The 17,867-nt window shown below is 33.4% G+C and carries 15 protein-coding genes; 10 read left to right on the forward strand and 5 right to left on the reverse strand.

Annotated features, from left to right (window positions below):
* Positions 1-8 precede the first annotated feature (8 nt).
* The gene (locus U6A24_RS12055) at positions 9-827 is read left to right on the forward strand and encodes a DUF1853 family protein (RefSeq protein ID WP_324180225.1); all 819 of its coding nucleotides are present in this window, start codon (positions 9-11) and stop codon (positions 825-827) included.
* Between the two features lie 17 nt (positions 828-844).
* On the opposite strand, the gene U6A24_RS12060 is transcribed toward U6A24_RS12055, so the two are convergent.
* Both U6A24_RS12060 and U6A24_RS12065 read right to left on the reverse strand, forming a co-directional pair.
* Positions 845-2,308, reverse strand: a complete 1,464-nt coding sequence (locus tag U6A24_RS12060) for a magnesium chelatase (protein WP_324180226.1) — start codon at positions 2,306-2,308, stop codon at positions 845-847.
* A gap of 38 nt (positions 2,309-2,346) precedes the next feature.
* Positions 2,347-3,477, reverse strand: coding sequence for a vWA domain-containing protein (locus U6A24_RS12065; protein WP_324180227.1), 1,131 nt, complete (start codon positions 3,475-3,477; stop codon positions 2,347-2,349).
* A 287-nt stretch (positions 3,478-3,764) separates the two neighbouring features.
* Between U6A24_RS12065 and U6A24_RS12070 the strand changes: the two genes are divergently transcribed.
* Positions 3,765-4,904 (forward strand): serine hydrolase, encoded by a 1,140-nt coding sequence (locus U6A24_RS12070; RefSeq protein ID WP_324180228.1) that lies wholly within the window; start codon positions 3,765-3,767, stop codon positions 4,902-4,904.
* Positions 4,905-5,160: 256 nt separating this feature from the next.
* On the forward strand, positions 5,161-5,529 hold the full coding sequence (locus U6A24_RS12075; RefSeq protein WP_324180229.1) for a hypothetical protein: 369 nt from the start codon (positions 5,161-5,163) through the stop codon (positions 5,527-5,529).
* 26 nt (positions 5,530-5,555) lie between these two features.
* Here U6A24_RS12075 and U6A24_RS12080 read toward each other — a convergent pair whose 3' ends face one another.
* A complete protein-coding gene (locus tag U6A24_RS12080) occupies positions 5,556-5,795 on the reverse strand; it encodes a hypothetical protein (protein ID WP_324180230.1) in 240 nt (79 codons plus the stop codon).
* Positions 5,796-5,903: 108 nt separating this feature from the next.
* On the opposite strand from U6A24_RS12080, the gene U6A24_RS12085 reads away from it, so the two are divergent.
* The 5 genes from U6A24_RS12085 to U6A24_RS12105 are packed head-to-tail and all read left to right on the forward strand — an operon-like array spanning position 5,904 to position 13,158.
* Entirely contained in the window at positions 5,904-6,677 is a 774-nt protein-coding gene (locus U6A24_RS12085) for an MBL fold metallo-hydrolase (protein ID WP_324180231.1), read from the forward strand.
* A gap of 18 nt (positions 6,678-6,695) precedes the next feature.
* The gene (locus U6A24_RS12090; protein WP_324180232.1) at positions 6,696-9,911 is read left to right on the forward strand and encodes a VPS10 domain-containing protein; all 3,216 of its coding nucleotides are present in this window, start codon (positions 6,696-6,698) and stop codon (positions 9,909-9,911) included.
* Positions 9,912-9,928: 17 nt separating this feature from the next.
* Positions 9,929-11,881 (forward strand): S9 family peptidase, encoded by a 1,953-nt coding sequence (locus U6A24_RS12095; protein ID WP_324180233.1) that lies wholly within the window; start codon positions 9,929-9,931, stop codon positions 11,879-11,881.
* A gap of 22 nt (positions 11,882-11,903) precedes the next feature.
* Positions 11,904-12,587, forward strand: coding sequence for a DUF2490 domain-containing protein (locus U6A24_RS12100; protein WP_324180234.1), 684 nt, complete (start codon positions 11,904-11,906; stop codon positions 12,585-12,587).
* A 4-nt stretch (positions 12,588-12,591) separates the two neighbouring features.
* The gene (locus U6A24_RS12105) at positions 12,592-13,158 is read left to right on the forward strand and encodes a cysteine hydrolase family protein (RefSeq protein ID WP_324180235.1); all 567 of its coding nucleotides are present in this window, start codon (positions 12,592-12,594) and stop codon (positions 13,156-13,158) included.
* Between the two features lie 90 nt (positions 13,159-13,248).
* On the opposite strand, the gene U6A24_RS12110 is transcribed toward U6A24_RS12105, so the two are convergent.
* Entirely contained in the window at positions 13,249-14,688 is a 1,440-nt protein-coding gene (locus U6A24_RS12110; protein WP_324180236.1) for a serine hydrolase domain-containing protein, read from the reverse strand.
* Between the two features lie 200 nt (positions 14,689-14,888).
* Between U6A24_RS12110 and U6A24_RS12115 the strand changes: the two genes are divergently transcribed.
* On the forward strand, positions 14,889-15,962 hold the full coding sequence (locus U6A24_RS12115; RefSeq protein ID WP_324180237.1) for a sensor histidine kinase: 1,074 nt from the start codon (positions 14,889-14,891) through the stop codon (positions 15,960-15,962).
* Complete coding sequence (locus tag U6A24_RS12120; protein ID WP_324180238.1) at positions 15,962-16,651, forward strand: LytR/AlgR family response regulator transcription factor; 690 nt, start codon at positions 15,962-15,964, stop codon at positions 16,649-16,651. The genes U6A24_RS12115 and U6A24_RS12120 overlap by 1 nt, the downstream gene beginning before the upstream one ends.
* Before the next feature lie 61 nt (positions 16,652-16,712).
* On the opposite strand, the gene U6A24_RS12125 is transcribed toward U6A24_RS12120, so the two are convergent.
* Positions 16,713-17,816 (reverse strand): helix-turn-helix domain-containing protein, encoded by a 1,104-nt coding sequence (locus U6A24_RS12125; RefSeq protein ID WP_324180239.1) that lies wholly within the window; start codon positions 17,814-17,816, stop codon positions 16,713-16,715.
* Positions 17,817-17,867: the final 51 nt, after the last annotated feature.

Genomic DNA, 17,867 nt, shown 5'->3' on the forward strand with positions numbered 1-17,867 from the left:
CTTATCAAATGTCTATTGAAGATCAGTACTTAGGTTTTTTACATAGTAAACCTCTTCAAGAAGTTGAATTTCTTCTAGACCTACCTCTTTTCGACTTCCAAGAACTATCCACAACGCTACAAAAATTAGAAGAAGCAAAAATAGTTATTAGAGAAAATGAAGTGCTAGGTAAGCGCATCGAACATTTCTTTGAATATAGCATTGTAAATTCGAAAAGATATGATCTAATATCAAAGAATATTCAGATTTTTGATAATAAAATTACCATTGGAGAATTAGATTTTATCGTAAAAGATCTTTTAAAAAAAGAAATTACGCATATTGAATTGGTATATAAATTCTATCTCTATGATCCCAATATTGATCAAGAATTACATCGATGGGTTGGTCCCAATCGCAAAGATGCTTTTCTATACAAAGTTGAGAAATTAAAAAATCATCAATTTCCATTACTTTATAAAAAGGAAACTTCTTCAATATTAAAAGAATTAAAACTTGAATCACATGAAATAAAGCAAGAAGTATGTTTTTTAGCCAATCTTTTCATTCCTATGTCCAGCAAAGAAAAGAATATCTCGCTATCTAATAATGTGATGGGGTACTGGATAAAACACAATGAATTTACTTCAGAAAAATTTGGTGCTTTTCAATTCTTCATACCCCAAAAACATGATTGGGTGGTTAACCCAAAATCTAATCTTGTTTGGTTTTCCTACGAGGATATAATAATGCATGTAAATGCAAGGTTAGAGCAAAAAAAATCTCCACTTCTTTGGGTAAAAAGAAGTGAAGATACTTTTGACCGTTTTTTTATAGTATGGTGGTAATCATCTTGACAAGAAATCTACAATCCACTAATATAACTTCCGTAAAGATCTTTGAAATGAAAACCTTCAGAAAGCCTATGTTTACTAAGTTTTTTATACTCTACCAATCCCCACAACAGGAATTCTTTCATAAAATAGCTATCATTTTGACCAATATCAGGTTGATATTGTTTTATAAGATTGTTTATAGGTCCTACAGAGTCAAGCTTTGATATATACTCCTTTTCGGGTATATCGTCCAGCAATTCAAATCCACTTTCTTCAAAAAACCAACTTATAAGATCTTGATAAGGACTTTCATAATCTTCTTTCTCTAGTTTTTCGATAGCAGGAAAATACTCTGGAAATAATGATTTTACCGACGCTGCAATTAATGAATGTGCTACCGATGATGCTCCCTCTTGTTCACCTTCATAAACCAATTCTACCTTTCCTGTTATGGCAGGAATTACTCCAATAAAGTCACTCAATCGTAATAGTGTTTTATCGTCACCCGATCGCAAAGCTCTATGCTCTGCGGTGCTGAGTAGGTTTTCATAAGCTGTAATACTCATTCGGGCACTAATACCACTTTTATGATCTATAAACTCACTTTGTCGCGCCTGAAAACTAATTTGCTCTAAAAGATCTTTTGCAATTTCGGGAACATATACCAAATCACTTTGTCTAGAATCTAATTTAGCTTCTTGTTGAGTAATCGTTTTTGCGATTTCAATGTTTTCGGGATAATGAGTAAGAATTTGAGAGCCTATTCTGTCTTTAAGAGGTGTTACGATACTACCACGATTTGTATAATCTTCAGGGTTTGCGGTAAAAACAAATTGAATATCCAAAGGAAGTCTTAACTTAAACCCTCTAATTTGAATGTCTCCTTCTTGTAAAATATTAAATAGTGCTACCTGGATACGTGCTTGCAAATCGGGTAATTCATTTATTACAAAAATACTACGATTTGCTCTTGGGATCATCCCAAAATGAATTACACGATCATCGGCATAACTCAATTTTAAGTTTGCCGCTTTAATAGGATCCACATCTCCAATTATATCGGCAACAGTAACATCGGGAGTGGCCAATTTCTCTGCAAAACGTTCTGATCTATGTAACCATGCTATAGGAGTGTTATCTCCCTTTTCATTAAGTATGGTTGTAGCATATCTCGAAATAGGATTAAAGGGATCGTCATTAATTTCAGATCCTTCTATAATAGGAATCCATTCATCCAACAAATTTATCATCTGTCTAGCCAAACGAGTCTTTGCCTGTCCTCTTAATCCCAATAAATTAATATTATGCCTAGATAATATAGCTCTCTCTAATTCTGGAATTACGGTATTTTCATATCCGTGTATTCCCACAAATGTTTCCTCATTATTTTTTATTCTATCTCTTAAGTTATCTCTTAACTCATCCTTAATCGATTTACTTTTATATCCTATTTTTTTTAACTCTCCAAATGTTTTTATTTCTGATAATTTCATATTTCTTCTTTTCACAAAACAATTAATTCTTAATCGAGTTATCCTCTAATTCTTTTTTTTCGGTTGGTTTCATAATCTTCGAAAATCATTTCTCCTAATCCTTTTAAGCCTGTATAAAAAGCTTTTCCCTGGTTTGCATAGGTGAACTCCCTTACGAATTGCATTAGATAGGGGTCCTGGGCAATCATAAATGTGGTTATAGGAATATGTAATTTTCTTGCCTGTTGCGCCATCATATAACACCTGTTTACAATATGTCTGTCCAGACCATTGCTATTTTTATAATATTGACCATCGGGCATACGCATACAACTTGGTTTACCATCGGTAATCATAAAAATTTGCTTATTGGTATTACGTTTTCTTCGTAACATATCCATTCCTAATTGTAAACCCGCAATAGTATTTGTATGATAAGGCCCGACTTGTAAATATGGTAAATCCTTTATTGCGATGGGCCAGGCATCATTCCCAAAAACCAATATATCTAGTGTATCCTTTGGATATCGAGTAGTAATAAGCTCTGCTAGGGCCATTGCTACTTTTTTGGCTGGGGTAATTCTGTCTTCACCATATAAAATCATGCTATGGCTAATATCAATCATCAAAACCGTGCTCATCTGAGCCTTATATTGCGTTTCTTCTACCACCAAGTCATCTTCGGTAAGATGAAGATCTCCTATACCATGATTAATTTGTGCATTTTTAAGGCTCTCGGTAATGGATATTCGTTCTAAAGAATCTCCATATTGATAGTTTCTAAACTCTCCCGCATGCTCATCTCCTCTACCTGTATAATTTGTTCTATGATTACCGGCTCCGCTACGCTTCAACTTTCCAAAAATCTGATCAAGTGCTCTTTTTCGAATCGCTTGCTCAGTTTTTGCTGTAATGGACATTCCTCCTTTTCCATCAGGTTTTATCTCTTCACGTATGTAACCTTTCTTTTTTAGATCTTCAACAAAATCATCAAGAGTATACTCTTCATCGGTTAACTGATATTCTTTATCAAGCTCCCTCATCCAATCAAGCGCTTCATCCAAATCACCCGAAGTATGAGTTATAATTTCTTGAAAAATATCAAAAAGCTTTTCGAACGGGGACTGTTCTTTTATTTCATAAGGTTTAAAAGCAAAGCCTTTTTTGAACATTTTCTTTTTCTCTTTCATAAGATAAAGTTAGTACATTTTAAATAAGATAAGCACCTAAACAAAGGTTAAGCAACAAGAATTAACATTTGTTTTACAGAATTTTACTTCAAAAAAACATGTTGATTAATATAACCCACAATTCTTATCTTTGAAAACAATGAATACCCAAAACACATAATAACACTCTCTAAAAATTCAATCGCTTACAGTATCTTAATTATGAAAAACCTTTTTAGATAGAAGATGAAAAGTACTATGACGCCGATAAAAAGTTATACCAAGATTAAATTATGTACCCATCGTAAATGAGAATTTTATTAGCCTTGTTAATCGTTGCCCTTGTTGCTTGTTCGAAGGAATCCCCCTTGGATGAAATCCTTAACTCAAATTCGTTTGCCATAGAACGTGTAATGAAAAACCTCAAGAAACATGAGGTACAAATTATCTATACCCAAATAGATCGAGATGATAATGGCAAAATAAAATTTACAGATTTCGAATTCAATGTTAATGACAGCGTTTATTTTTATCCTGCTAGTTCTGTAAAATTACCGATTGCTTTAATGGCATTGGAAAAGGTTAATGAGTTACACGAACAGGGAATTAATATTGACCGAAATACGATTTTCATTACACAAAGTGATACCTTGCATACAACAATTGAGAAAGAAATTATTAAAATTTTTGCTGTAAGCAGTAACAAGGCTTATAATAGGTTGTTCGAATTTCTTGGCCAGGATGAAATCAACAAAAGACTAAAATCAAAAAAGCTTGTTGGAAGAATTTCTCATCGATTATCTGCATTTCATTCTCATAATTTAAAAACTCAGTCAATTACCTTCAAAAAACATATCGAAGATAGTCTACCATTATACCAACAGAAAAGTGTAGAAAATCAACAATTACCTAAATTATCATTAAAAAAACAACTAAAGGGTAAAGGACATGTTTATAACGATTCTTTGATACCCCAACCTAAAGATTTTTCTGAGAAAAATTACCTACCCTTACGATCACTACATGGGATAATGAAACGTATTCAATTTCCAGAATCATTTGAGGATTTTCAACGCTTTATTTTGAAACCAGAGGATCGTGATTATGTTCTTAACGCTATGAGTGCTTTACCCCATGAAAAAGGGTACAATAAGAAAAAGTACTATGATAGTTATGTTAAATTTTTTATTTATGGAGATACCAAGAAAAGCATCCCCGAACATATTAAAATTTATAATAAAGTTGGGTATGCTTACGGATATCTTACAGACTGCGCTTACGTAAAAGATTCAAAAAATGAAATAGAATTTATGTTATCTGCCACGATACATGTTAATAACAATAAAATATATAATGACGATACTTATGAATATGATGAAATCGGCATTCCGTTTTTGGCAGAACTAGGAAGAAAAATATATGATTTGGAAAAGCAACGTAAAAACTAATGCTTCTTCTAAAATTCAGATTTCACTCTTAAAACGAAGTATTCTACATCCAAAAACACAGCTTTTTAAGAGAATCCTTATCATTTTTAACAAAACAATATCATAATAAGGCCTATTTAAGCGTTAACTTTATATTACCCTTAGTTGAGACCATTGTCAAAACGCTTTACAAATACATTATGACAACAAACAAAACCCCAAAATGATCACATAATATGTGAATATCATAATATGTGATTTGCTAAAACCCCATATTATGAAAAATTACATACTACCCCTACTATTGTTTTCCACCTTTTTACTATTCTCAAGTTTTTCTTCGGAAAATTTTTCAACTATACCTCTAGACAAAGTTCAAAATCAAAGTGATCGTAAACTTTCACCAGAAGAAGTTAAGCAACGTGGAATCGATCTTTTGGTTAATGAAATTGTAGAACAGATTGATGAAATTGATCTACGCAAAATGGCAAGATCGGCAATTTTTGAAACATCATATGGTTTTAGATGGAAGATGGTAAATCTTCATACCGGAAAAAAAATAATCATTAAAGTTGATAAAGACTTTAAACTTATATCGGCAAGAACTGGTGATAATATCAAAATTATGATACCAGGGTCCTGTTAAAAACAATTTATATTTTGAAACTTATCTTAGACAGAAAGCATCATCTTTACCTGGGCATAATCCTCTTCATATTCCCAATAAATGATTCTGTCATAGGCATATTTGACAAGAATATACTTCTCACTTACCGATAAGATTCTATCTATCGCTACTAGTTTTTTTGAGGCCTCTGCAACCTCAACATCTTCTGTTACCTCTTTATTTCGAGCATCAAAACCATGTACAATGGTATGATTTTTAAGAGTTAGCTCAACAAACTTTATCATGATCTATGTTTTATTCAAAATTACAAGATTTTCACCTTAACACGCCTTTAAGACTTTGGCATTTTCATTTTATTTACTTTAGACGTTTCACTATCAATCAAACAAAAAGTGCCAAAATTACTTTTTCTAATAACCATCTCTTTCCTAAGTTTTTTTACCAGAACTCAAGAAAATATTTCGATTACATATACAGGAAATATGGGTGTATATATTTCTGGCCCTCAATCTTCGGTTCTAATTGATGGCCTTCATACACAATATGGAGATGATTATTTATTCCCTACAGAAGAATTAGTACATAAAATCACTTCTCAGTTAAGACCCAATGCTATTTTATTTACCCATTACCACGGCGACCATTATAGCAAGAAATTATCTGAAAGTTATCTTAATTCAAACAAAAAATCGGTTTTGTTTGGTGCAAACCAAATTACAAAGAAAATAGAAGCATCTAACAATCAAGTGTATTCCATCCAAACTGAAGATTATACAAAACAAAAATTTGAATTAGGAAGTATAGAAATAACAGGAATAAAAATAAATCATGCTGGAAAAAGACATGTCACCGTAGAGAATGTGGGATACATTGTAAACATAAACAACACTAAGATCTTGCATGTTGGTGATACTAATTGGTTGGAAGAAATAGATTTGTTTGATCAATTAAAATTATCAAAAGAGGAAATTGATATAGCAATTCTACCCTATTGGATGCTTATTCAAGAAAATGCCTCAGAACTCATCAAAAAATATATTAATCCCAAACAAGTTATTGCTACCCATATTTCTCCAAGAATTAAAAATAATGAACTTTCTGAATTAAAAAGAAGATATCCAAAAACGCACTTTTTTACACAGCTCGAACAGCAAATACAACTATAATTAACTCACTTACATAAAATGAAAAAGGTACTATCAATTATTGTATTATTAATTACCTCTACGGTATTGGGTCAAGAATTCTCTATGGATCTCATTAAAGATCTAACACCTAGAAACATTGGTCCTGGTGGTATGAGTGGTCGAGTAACGGCTATCGATGTAGTTACTTCAAACCCCAGTATTATATATGCAGGAACAGCATCTGGTGGACTATGGAAATCTACCTCTGGAGGTATAAAATGGGAACCCATTTTTGATAAGCAAGTTACAGCTTCTATTGGTGCAGTTGCCATACAACAATCCAACCCTTCTGTAATATGGGTGGGTACCGGAGAAGGAAATCCCAGGAATAGCCTTAACGGAGGTTATGGGATTTTTAAGTCACTAGACGGGGGTAAAAGCTGGAAAAGTATGGGACTTGAAAAAACCAGGCACATTCATAGAGTAATAATTGATCCTACCGATTCAAATACCGTTTATGTAGCGGCAATTGGTTCTCCCTGGGGAGAACATCCCGAAAGAGGAGTTTTTAAAACTACCGATGGAGGAGTTACATGGAAAAAAATCCTATTTGCAAATAACAAAACTGGTGCAGCCGATCTAATTATGGACCCAACAAATCCAAATAAATTAATTGCAGCCATGTGGGAACATAAGCGTGATCCATGGTTTTTTAATTCTGGAGGGAAAGGATCTGGCTTACACATCACACATGATGGTGGAAAAACATGGGAAAAACGTACAGAAAAAGAAGGGTTACCAAAAGGAGAACTTGGTAGAATTGGTTTGGCCATTGCAGCCAATAAACCGAATATCATTTATGCGCTAATAGAATCTAAAAAGAATGCCCTTTACAAATCAACAGATGGTGGTTTCAAATGGGATAAAGTAAACGACAAGAATGATATTGGAAATCGTCCTTTTTACTATTCTGATATATTCGTGGATCCACAAAATGAAAATAGAGTATATTCTGTTTTTACTTACGTTAATGTTTCTGAAGATGGTGGTAAAAACTTTTCTCAATTGATGCCAGCTTATGGCGTTGATAATGGTGTACATCCAGATCATCATGCCTGGTGGATACATCCAAACAACGGTAATTATATGATCGATGGTAATGACGGAGGTTTAAATATTACCCGAGATGGAGGAAAAACCTGGCGTTTTATAGGTAATCTTCCTGTTGCCCAGTTCTATCATATTAATGTAGATAACGAATTTCCTTACAACGTGTATGGTGGAATGCAAGATAATGGAAGTTGGAGAGGGCCAGCCTATGTATGGAAAGACCAGGGAATAAGAAATTCTTACTGGCAAGAGATTTCTTTTGGTGATGGTTTTGATGTTGTACCAGATAAGGATGATTCACGTTTTGGTTGGTCTATGAGCCAGCAGGGGTATGTGAGTCGATATGATTGGATGACCGGAAACAATTATACCGTGCGTCCTACTCATCCGGATCCAAAAATAAAGCTTCGCTTTAATTGGAACGCAGCCATTAACATTGACCCATACGATAATAATACTATTTACTTTGGAAGTCAATTTATTCATAAAAGCACCGACAAAGGCCTTACTTGGGAGATTATTTCTCCTGATTTAACAACAAATGATCCTGAAAAACAGAAACAAGATGAAAGCGGCGGACTAACAATGGATGCTACCGGAGCTGAAAATCATTGTACCGTATTGGTTATCGAACCTTCTCCATTAGAACAAAACATGTTGTGGGTAGGGACCGATGATGGACGTGTGCATATTACACAAAATGGAGGTGCCAATTGGACTGATATTTCCAAAAACATAAAAGGACTACCACAAGGAAGCTGGATCGTTCAGATAAAGGCTTCTAATAAAAGAAAAGGTGAAGCATTACTGGTTGCAAATGATTATAGGAGATTTAATTATACGCCATATGCTTTCAGAACAACAGATTATGGTAAAACCTGGAAACGTATTGTGGACCTAAATGATGTAAAAAGTTATACACTCAGTATTGTTGAGGATCCAATTGAAAAAAACCTCTTATTCCTGGGTACAGATGATGGGTTATATATTTCTATTAATGCAGGGAATACATGGACAAAATGGACAAAGGGATTCCCTACCGTATCTGTAAAAGACTTGGTAATTCAACCTAGAGAGCATGATTTGGTAATAGGGACTTTTGGTAGAGCGGCCTGGGTATTAGATGATATCAGACCTCTTAGGGCGCTAGCAAAAGACAATACAATTCTAAATCAGAAATTACAACTTTTTGAACCTCCTACGGCATATCAATCAGCATATCAACAACCAACCGGAACTCGCTTTGGAGGTGATGCACTTTATAATGGAGAGAATCGCGATTACGGGGCTCTAATCTCTTATTATCTGAAAGTAGATGAAAAGAAAAAAGAAGAAACCGAAAAGGGCGATAAAGATGAGAGCGAAGACGAAGTAGAAAATGACGAAAAAGAAGAAGCAAAAGTGAAATGGGATTCTGTTCATCTGAAAATCTATGACGGAGATCGTCTAATTAGAACCTTAAAACGAAAAACTCCAGATTCTACCGGTTTTCATAAAACAAAATGGTTTATGGATGAAAAAGGCGTAGATCGCCCTGCTCGAAAAATCCAAAAACAAAAGAAAGAGCCAAGTGGAGTCTCAGTAAAACCGGGCAAGTACAAATTAATCATGACCTATGGAGATCAAACTTCAGAGACAACGATCGAAGTAAAATCTGATCCTAGGTTAAAGGTATCTCAAAAAAATATTGACGAAATCTATGCGGCTTCCAAAGATTTAGAAAAAATGCAACAAACAGCTGCCGATGCAGTAAAACAACTGGTCGAAAGTAAAGAGATTGCCTCCAAATATCAAAAAGAACTCAAAGAATTAGACAAAAAGAAATACAAGGATCAAATCAAGTTGTCAAAAAATATTACCAAAAAAATTGATAGCGTGATTGCTCTATATATTGGTAAAGAAGATAAACGACAAGGAATTACTCGCAATCCAGAGGTGACTTTCATGCAGCGTTTACGCACAGCAGATTGGTATGTAGGTAGTAGACAAAATGGACTAACAACTACAGAGAACATACTTATCAAACAAGCAAAAGATGACCTTCAAAAAGCTTTACAAAAAACGAATTCATTCTTTAATGATAGCTGGAAACCATACCGAGAAGAAATTGAAAAACTTGAAGTTTCTCCATTTAAAAAAACACAAAACTTTAGTTTAGATTAACAAATACATAAGTACTTATGAAAAAACTCGCATTATTATTTTTAACCATTCTTCTTGTTTACTCATGTAAACAAGAAAAAAAAGATGAAACTGCCCAAACGATTAAAGTAGAAAAATACACTATCGAGCAGTTCATGGATAATGAAAATGCATTCTCTAATGGATTTTCCCCAGATAAATCTACAGTTTTAATGACTAGTAATAGATCAGGAATCTATAACATGTATACAACACCAGCCGAAGGCGGTGAACTAATACCTGTGACCAAATCCGACAGTTCTTCTGTATTTGGAATCTCATATTTTCCGGAAGACGACCGAATCCTTTTTAGAATGGATGGTAATGGGGATGAGATTTTTAAAATTTTTGTAAAAGATAGCTCAGGCATTAAAAGACTTACACCAGAAAAAAATGTTAGAGCCTTGTTTAGAGGTTGGGCCAAAGACGGGAAAAGTTTCTTTTATGGAAGTAATGAGCGTAACCCGAAGTTCATGGATCATTATGAAATGGACATCTCCAACAATTTTGAATCTAAAATCATTTATGAAAACAAAGAAGGATTAGACTTTACAGGAATGTCTGATGACAGAAAGTATGTAGCATTACGAAAGTCAATAAACACAAATGACTCTGATTTATACATTCTTAATACGAAGACAAAAGAAAAAATCAAAATAAATGATAATGTAAGCGGTAACTCTGCCCGGGATTTTTCTCCAGATGGTAAATATTTCTATTATACTACAGATGATAATTCTGAATATGCATATCTAATGCGCTACAATCTTCAAGATGGAACCAAAGAAAAGGTAATTGAAAAAAAATGGGATATTTCTGCCTTTTATTTTACTAGAAATGGTAAATATCAGGTAATGTTTACAAATGAAGATGCAAAGACGGTAATGACCGTTACCGAGGTTGCCACAGGAAATATAATAGAATTCCCTTCTATAGATAATCAACAAATATTAAGTGCAGGTTTCTCTAGAGATGAAACAATGGTGCTTTTGAGAGTAGGAGGATCCAATACCCCTACTAATTCTTATGCCTATGATCTTTCTACTAAAAAATATTATAAATTAACAGATGTATTGAATAAAGATATTGATCCGGATCACTTAGTAACTTCTGAAGTAATAAGATATAAGTCTTTTGATGGATTAGAAATTCCTGCGATCTATTATAAACCAAAACAAGCATCAGCTAGCGATAAGGTCCCAGCTTTGGTATGGGTGCATGGGGGGCCTGGAGGACAATCTCGACTAGGGTTTAATTCTATAATCCAATACCTTGTAAATCATGGATATGCTGTTCTTGCCGTAAATAATAGAGGAAGTAGTGGTTATGGAAAGACGTTTTATAAGATGGATGATCAAAATCATGGGGATAAAGACCTAAAAGATTGTGTTGCAGGAAAAGATTGGTTGGCGCAACAAGATATTGTTGATCCTTCAAAAATAGGAATAATTGGTGGTTCATATGGCGGTTACATGACTATGGCGGCACTAACCTACACTCCCGAAGAGTTTAAAGTAGGTGTCAATATATTTGGAGTAACCAACTGGTTAAGAACACTAAAAAATATTCCGCCGTGGTGGGAATCTTTTAAGGAAGCATTATATACCGAAATGGGAGATCCAAATACTGCTGACTCCATTCGTTTACGTAAAATTTCCCCGTTATTTCACACTGAAAAAGTTACAAAACCTCTTATAGTACTTCAAGGAGCAAAAGATCCAAGAGTTCTTAAGGTAGAATCGGATGAAATTGTTGAAGGAGTTAGAAAAAATGGGGTTCCTGTTGAATATGTTTTATTTGAAGATGAAGGCCATGGATTTGTTAAAAAAGAAAATCAGATTGAAGCCTATGGAAGAATTTTAAAATTCTTAGATAAATACCTCAAAGGTACTAATGCTGAAGTAATAAATGACGGCGAAACCAATTCTACCAAAATAGATAAAGAATCATAAATAATAGCATTGAAATAGATAGATGAAACATGTATTTTTTTCGTTAATACTCTTTTTATTTCTAAATACAACTACCAGCGCCCAGGAAACCGGAGAGGATGAATGGGGCGCTTGGTATATGTATTTTGGAACTAACAAGGTGAGTGATAAATTAAGTATACATACCGAAGCACAATTTCGTTTTTACGAAGTAACTTCTACCTTCAACCAACTACTATTAAGAACAGGGTTAAACTACCATATTAATGACAATGCCATTGCTATACTAGGTTATGGCTACATCAATACGGATGGAACTTTTGAAGATATTCCCGATGAGGAAAACTCTAATGAACACAGGATTTTTCAACAATTTATTCTCAAAAATGTGGTAGGTAAATTTAAGTTTGAACATAGATACCGGCTGGAACAAAGGTTTATAAACACTCAAATAGACGATTTTACAGAACATAGAGCTCGTTATCGATTACAACTTACTTACCCTATTAATGAAAAATGGTTCTTAAATGCTTATGACGAAGTATTTATCAATTTACAGGAACCAATATTTGGGCAAAATCGTTTGTATGGCGCTGTAGGTTATAATGTACAGAAAAATTTCAACGTTCAATTGGGATATCTTAAAAATCATTTTACGGGAATCAATTTTGATCGTTTACAGTTAGGAGTAATCTACAATACCGACTTTAGAAAAAGTAAACCATAATATTATGACAATTTCCAAAGAAGATAATCCGGCTTTACTTCTTATCGATATCCAAAAAGGTTTTGAAGATATTGAGTATTGGGGAGGGGAGCGTAATAATCCAAGTGCAGAAATGAATATGGAGGCACTTCTTAAATTATGGAGAACGAATAATCTACCTGTTTTCCATATTAAACATTGCTCTACAAATCCTAATTCTCCTTTGACCAAAGGCAAACCGGGTAATGACTTTATGGATTTTAATATTCCTCTAAATAATGAACCCATAATTGAAAAAGATGTCAACAGTGCTTTTATAGGAACCAATCTTAAGGAGCAATTACAAGACAAAAGTATTAATACACTAGTTATTGTTGGCCTAACTACAGATCATTGTATCTCAACAACTACCAGAATGGCAGGAAACCTAGGGTTTACTACTTATTTGGTAGAAGATGCAGTGGCCACCTTTAACAAAATAGGAACCAAAGGACAAAACTATAGTGCACAACTTATTCATGATACTGCTATTGCAAGCCTAAAAGATGAATTTGCAACGATTATAACAACAAATTCTATTTTGAAAATGTAATCAATTCAGAAAAAATTAAACTGAATTTGAAAATTACAGGTTTGAGTCTCGAATATCTCAAACCTGTAATTTTATACGGAAACAATTAATTTACATTTGTATTCCTTCAATTTTGAACTTGTCTTTTGCGTCCATCGCGATTCCAAAATTGACAACGCTTATTTCATCATTAATTTTTACATGAAAAACGACTTCATTTTCTTGTAACTTAATTTGCACCACTTCGCCTCCACCAAGGTTATCATGAAATTCTTTAAAGTAGTTTAAATGCTGTTCCATCGGGAAAGAATTCATGAAATGAGATGCCGTATGTGTTTCAATAAAAGTTTTCCATACCTTCTTATCACTGCTTGCAATAGAAGCCATAAATTTTTCTATAAGTTGGTCTACTAGTTCCTCTTCAATTTCCTTATTACCCAGGTCTTTGGTAACATTAGGATCAAAACCGGGCTTCAATAAAATTCCCGCAACGTTTGAAGCAATTCTTTCTACTTTTCGATTTACTGCATTGGTCATTATAATGATTGTAATATCTTCTTCAAGATATCGCCACATATCAGCAAAAAAGATACCGTTTCCGCCATTATGAGCAATAAGTTCTGTATTTCGTGGCGTCGGAAAAATTGCCCAACCATATCCATAATACGAATTGGCTCCTTCTCCTTCTTCAATATGTTTTGTAAAATATTTTGCTTTCGCTTTTGAATCTAATATTTCGTTATTCAGCAATGCTAAATGCCATTTGTACATATCTTGCACGGTCGAGAGTACACCCCCATTAGCTTTAAGGTGCCAATATGGACCATTATCAGACCATTCTTTTTCGGTTGGTCTCCCCCATTTTTTGTTATTCTTATATCCAACAGCAATTTCTCTAAACTCAGGTTTTTTATAGCCAGTTTGTTTCATTCTCGCTGGGGTCCAAAGGTTTTTAGCCAGATACTCTTCATAAGAAACGCCCGAAACCTTCTCAATAATAATTCCTAAGATACTATACCCTACATTAGAATACTCATAAGCACTTCCTGGTTTAAATAATAGTTTTTTACCAAAAGCTTCATTCACAAATTTCTGAGTACTAATTTCTGTATAATCGTCTCCTATTCCAGGTGGCAATCCTGAGGAATGAGTCAGCAACTGATGCAATGTAATATCGCTTTTATCTTTTGGCAGATCTGAAAAATAAGAAGACACTTTATCTTGTACAGATAATTTCCCTTGCATTTCTAATTTTAAAATAGCCGCTCCCGTGAATTGTTTTGTTATGGATCCAATGTCAAACACTGTCGAAGGCGTACATGATACATTTTCATCACGATTGGCATAACCATACCCTTTTTCTAATAGTATTTTTCCTTTTTGAGCGACCAAAATACTTCCTGAAAAACCATTTTTTTCTAACCGATTTAGATAGGTGTTCAGTTTTTCACTGACATTTGAGTTTTCGCTGCCGCTCTGGGCTTTGACAGATGTTTGTTTACATGAAGCTAGCAAACATACAATACTTAGTATTTTTATAAAATTTCTCATATTTTTTCGTTTTATACCTCAATACTAAGATGATTTCTCTTGGCATAAAAGAAAAAGTTATGTATCTGTAAACAAAGTGATTAGCTGTTTCCAAATTGTTATGAATCTAATTTATAACATAATACTAATATTCATCACAAAAACTCAAATTAGATCACTTTTGATATTATGAATCATAGATAATTAGATACATTTGAACTATGAATCTAAAAAAAACTTCGTTACAAAAGTCTGTAGAGATTCTTCTTAACATCATCTTTTGGGTAGCCTCTATAATAATACTGTTAAAGACCACCCAAACTGGAATAATTGAAAATGTTATTGAAGATGAGAATGGAAAAATCATTCAAGAAACCATAGAGATGGGACCTTTTGCTCTGCAAAACTTTATCGGAATGATCGCCATTATTCCAATATTTTATTTAACGGCCTTTTACCTTACTTCCAAGTTTTATGCTACGAAAAAATATCTTCTCTATGTCTTATATCTATTTCTTGGTGTAGTCTTTTTAATAAGTCTTGAGTTGATAATTGTTTCCTTTCAACGATATGTATTGCATTCAATGATGATACGGTTTTTTCTGTTTTATAATCTATTTTTTATGGCTATTGCTGTAGTCTATGGAATTATAAGACATCAATTGAAAATGGAATCCCACCAAGAAACACTTGAAAAAGAAAAAATCAAAGCAGAATTAAAACTCATGCAATCTCAGATAAACCCACATTTTATGTTTAATGCATTAAACAATTTGTTGGCGATCTCTGAACGTTCTGACACTCCCGAAACCTCATCTGGAATTACACAGCTATCTGATCTTTTGCGATTTATGATATACGACACACAAGCTGAAAAGATTCTTCTTTCTAAGGAAATTGAGTTTATTCAAAATTTTATCAGTTTGCAACAATTAAGGTATACCGAAACTGATCCGTTAACGATTAATTTTGATGTAATCACCAATAATTTTAATCCCAATATTGCTCCTACCCTTCTGGTTCCATTTGTTGAAAATGCCTTTAAACATGGTATCGATATTCAATCTGAGTCTTTTGTGAATATTCAATTAAAGGTGCTAGATAACACCTTACATTTTGAGGTGAAAAATTCGAAACATCATTCAAAAAGAACAGAGTTTGATAAGAAGTACTCGGGAATAGGGCTAGAAAATGTAAAAAAGCGGCTGAATTTGATATATCCTAACACCCATAATTTGGATATTATCCAAGATGAACATACCTTCTTTGTCAAATTAAATATTGATCTTGTATAATGATTAAGGCAGTAATTATAGATGATGAACCAAAAGCCATTGAGCTGCTACAAGGATACATAGATAAGGTTCCTTTTATATCATGTTCTAACAGCTTTCGGAACCCTATTGAAGCCCTGGTATACCTTGAAGAATATACTGTTGATCTTATTTTTTTGGACATTAACATGCCTCAACTTTCAGGAATGTCCTTACTAAAGACCTTGAAAAATCCACCAGAGATTATTCTCACAACGGCCTACTCTGAATATGCTGTAGAAAGTTATGAATATAAAGTAACAGACTACTTGTTAAAACCTATAGCATTTGATCGATTTCTTAAAGCAGTACTTAAATTAAAGGGAATCGATAACACTGAAAAAAAATCAAAAAACCCAAAGGATACGATATTTATTAAAAGTGGCCATCAACAGTATAAGATCAATCCGAGTGATATTTTGTATTTACAAAAAGACGGAAATTATATTACGTATTACACTTCAAATAAAACTATTCTGGCTAGACAAAGCACCAAAGAAGCCTTAGAAATATTAGGAGATAGGTTTGTACAAATACATAAATCGACAATTGTAAATCTGGATCATATTACTTCATTTGATACTACATCTGTAATCATAAACACTACAAAACTATCTATTGGTCAATCGTATAAGGTAACTCTAATGAATATATTAACTACAGAGAAATGATGATTATTTTTCTTTATTTTTCTAACGTTTGAACATTAAAACTTATAGAATCAGAAGTAGATCAAGATAATGTTTCGATATACTGCGTAGGTGTCATAGACGTTACTTTCTTAAAAGCACGATAAAAACTGGTTTTACTACTAAATCCGCACTCTTCACCTATTGCCTGTATGGATAGTTTTTGCAAAGCCCCAGATTGTAGCATTTCTTTAGCTTTTTCTATGCGATACTGATTAAGAATTTCATAAAAACTAGAATTCATGTTTTCATTCAGCACCTGTGAAATGTGATGTGATGGAACATCAATGGTCCTGGATAAATCAATAATCTTTAGGTTAGGATTCAGAAACTTTTGATCCTTATCAAAAAAGGATTGTATTTGTTGTTGAATTTCCATTGATCGAGTTTCAGACAAGGGAGACGTTTTATACTTTTTACCTTCTAAAACAGGTAGCACTTGCTTAATGTCTACAATCCAATACCCTAATAACAATATTGTAATCGACATAAAACCCGACAGAATAATCTCTGTAGTAATTGCTGATGCTCCTGTAAGTATAAATCCCGTTTGTAGAACAAGTTCTATTATTGCCAATGACATCAAAAGTGCACCAAAACGTTTTAGCGACGCATTATTTTTATTATCTCGTTTATACACAACAAATATTGCTGCAATAGCATATACCAACAAAAGAACGAGATGCAAACTAGCTTGCAGCCAATCTGAAAATGCAACTGGTCCATTAGGCAAAATATCATAGTAATATTGAATTACTGCTTGTTTTTCTTCAATACTTCCCAAATATCTGGGTATAAAAAGCACCAACATCACCAAAAATGGCACTGTATGAAGTAAATCAAACTTTTTCAATTTAAATGAAGAGTCCCCATAACTCTTTACAAAAAAATAAAAACAGGGACCAACCACAAACAATAGTGGAAAACCTATTCCCAACAGGTGCGGCCACTGTTTGATGAGTTGCGTTGTAAATAACAAATACGTAAACAAATGCTGTATTAAGCCAAAAATGGCCAATGCCAAAAAATAACGAGATTGTTTTAACGAAGTACTTTTTAAAACAACCAAAATAATGAAACACCCTATAAGGATTACCCCACCAAGTAAAAATGTAATAATAAAAGCAAAAGACTCAATACTGTTCATAGGATAAAAATAGTGCTACTTAATTAAATGAAAAAACCAACTCATGATGAT

This window comes from Aquimarina gracilis (assembly GCF_035285365.1).
GTDB lineage: Bacteria > Bacteroidota > Bacteroidia > Flavobacteriales > Flavobacteriaceae > Aquimarina > Aquimarina gracilis.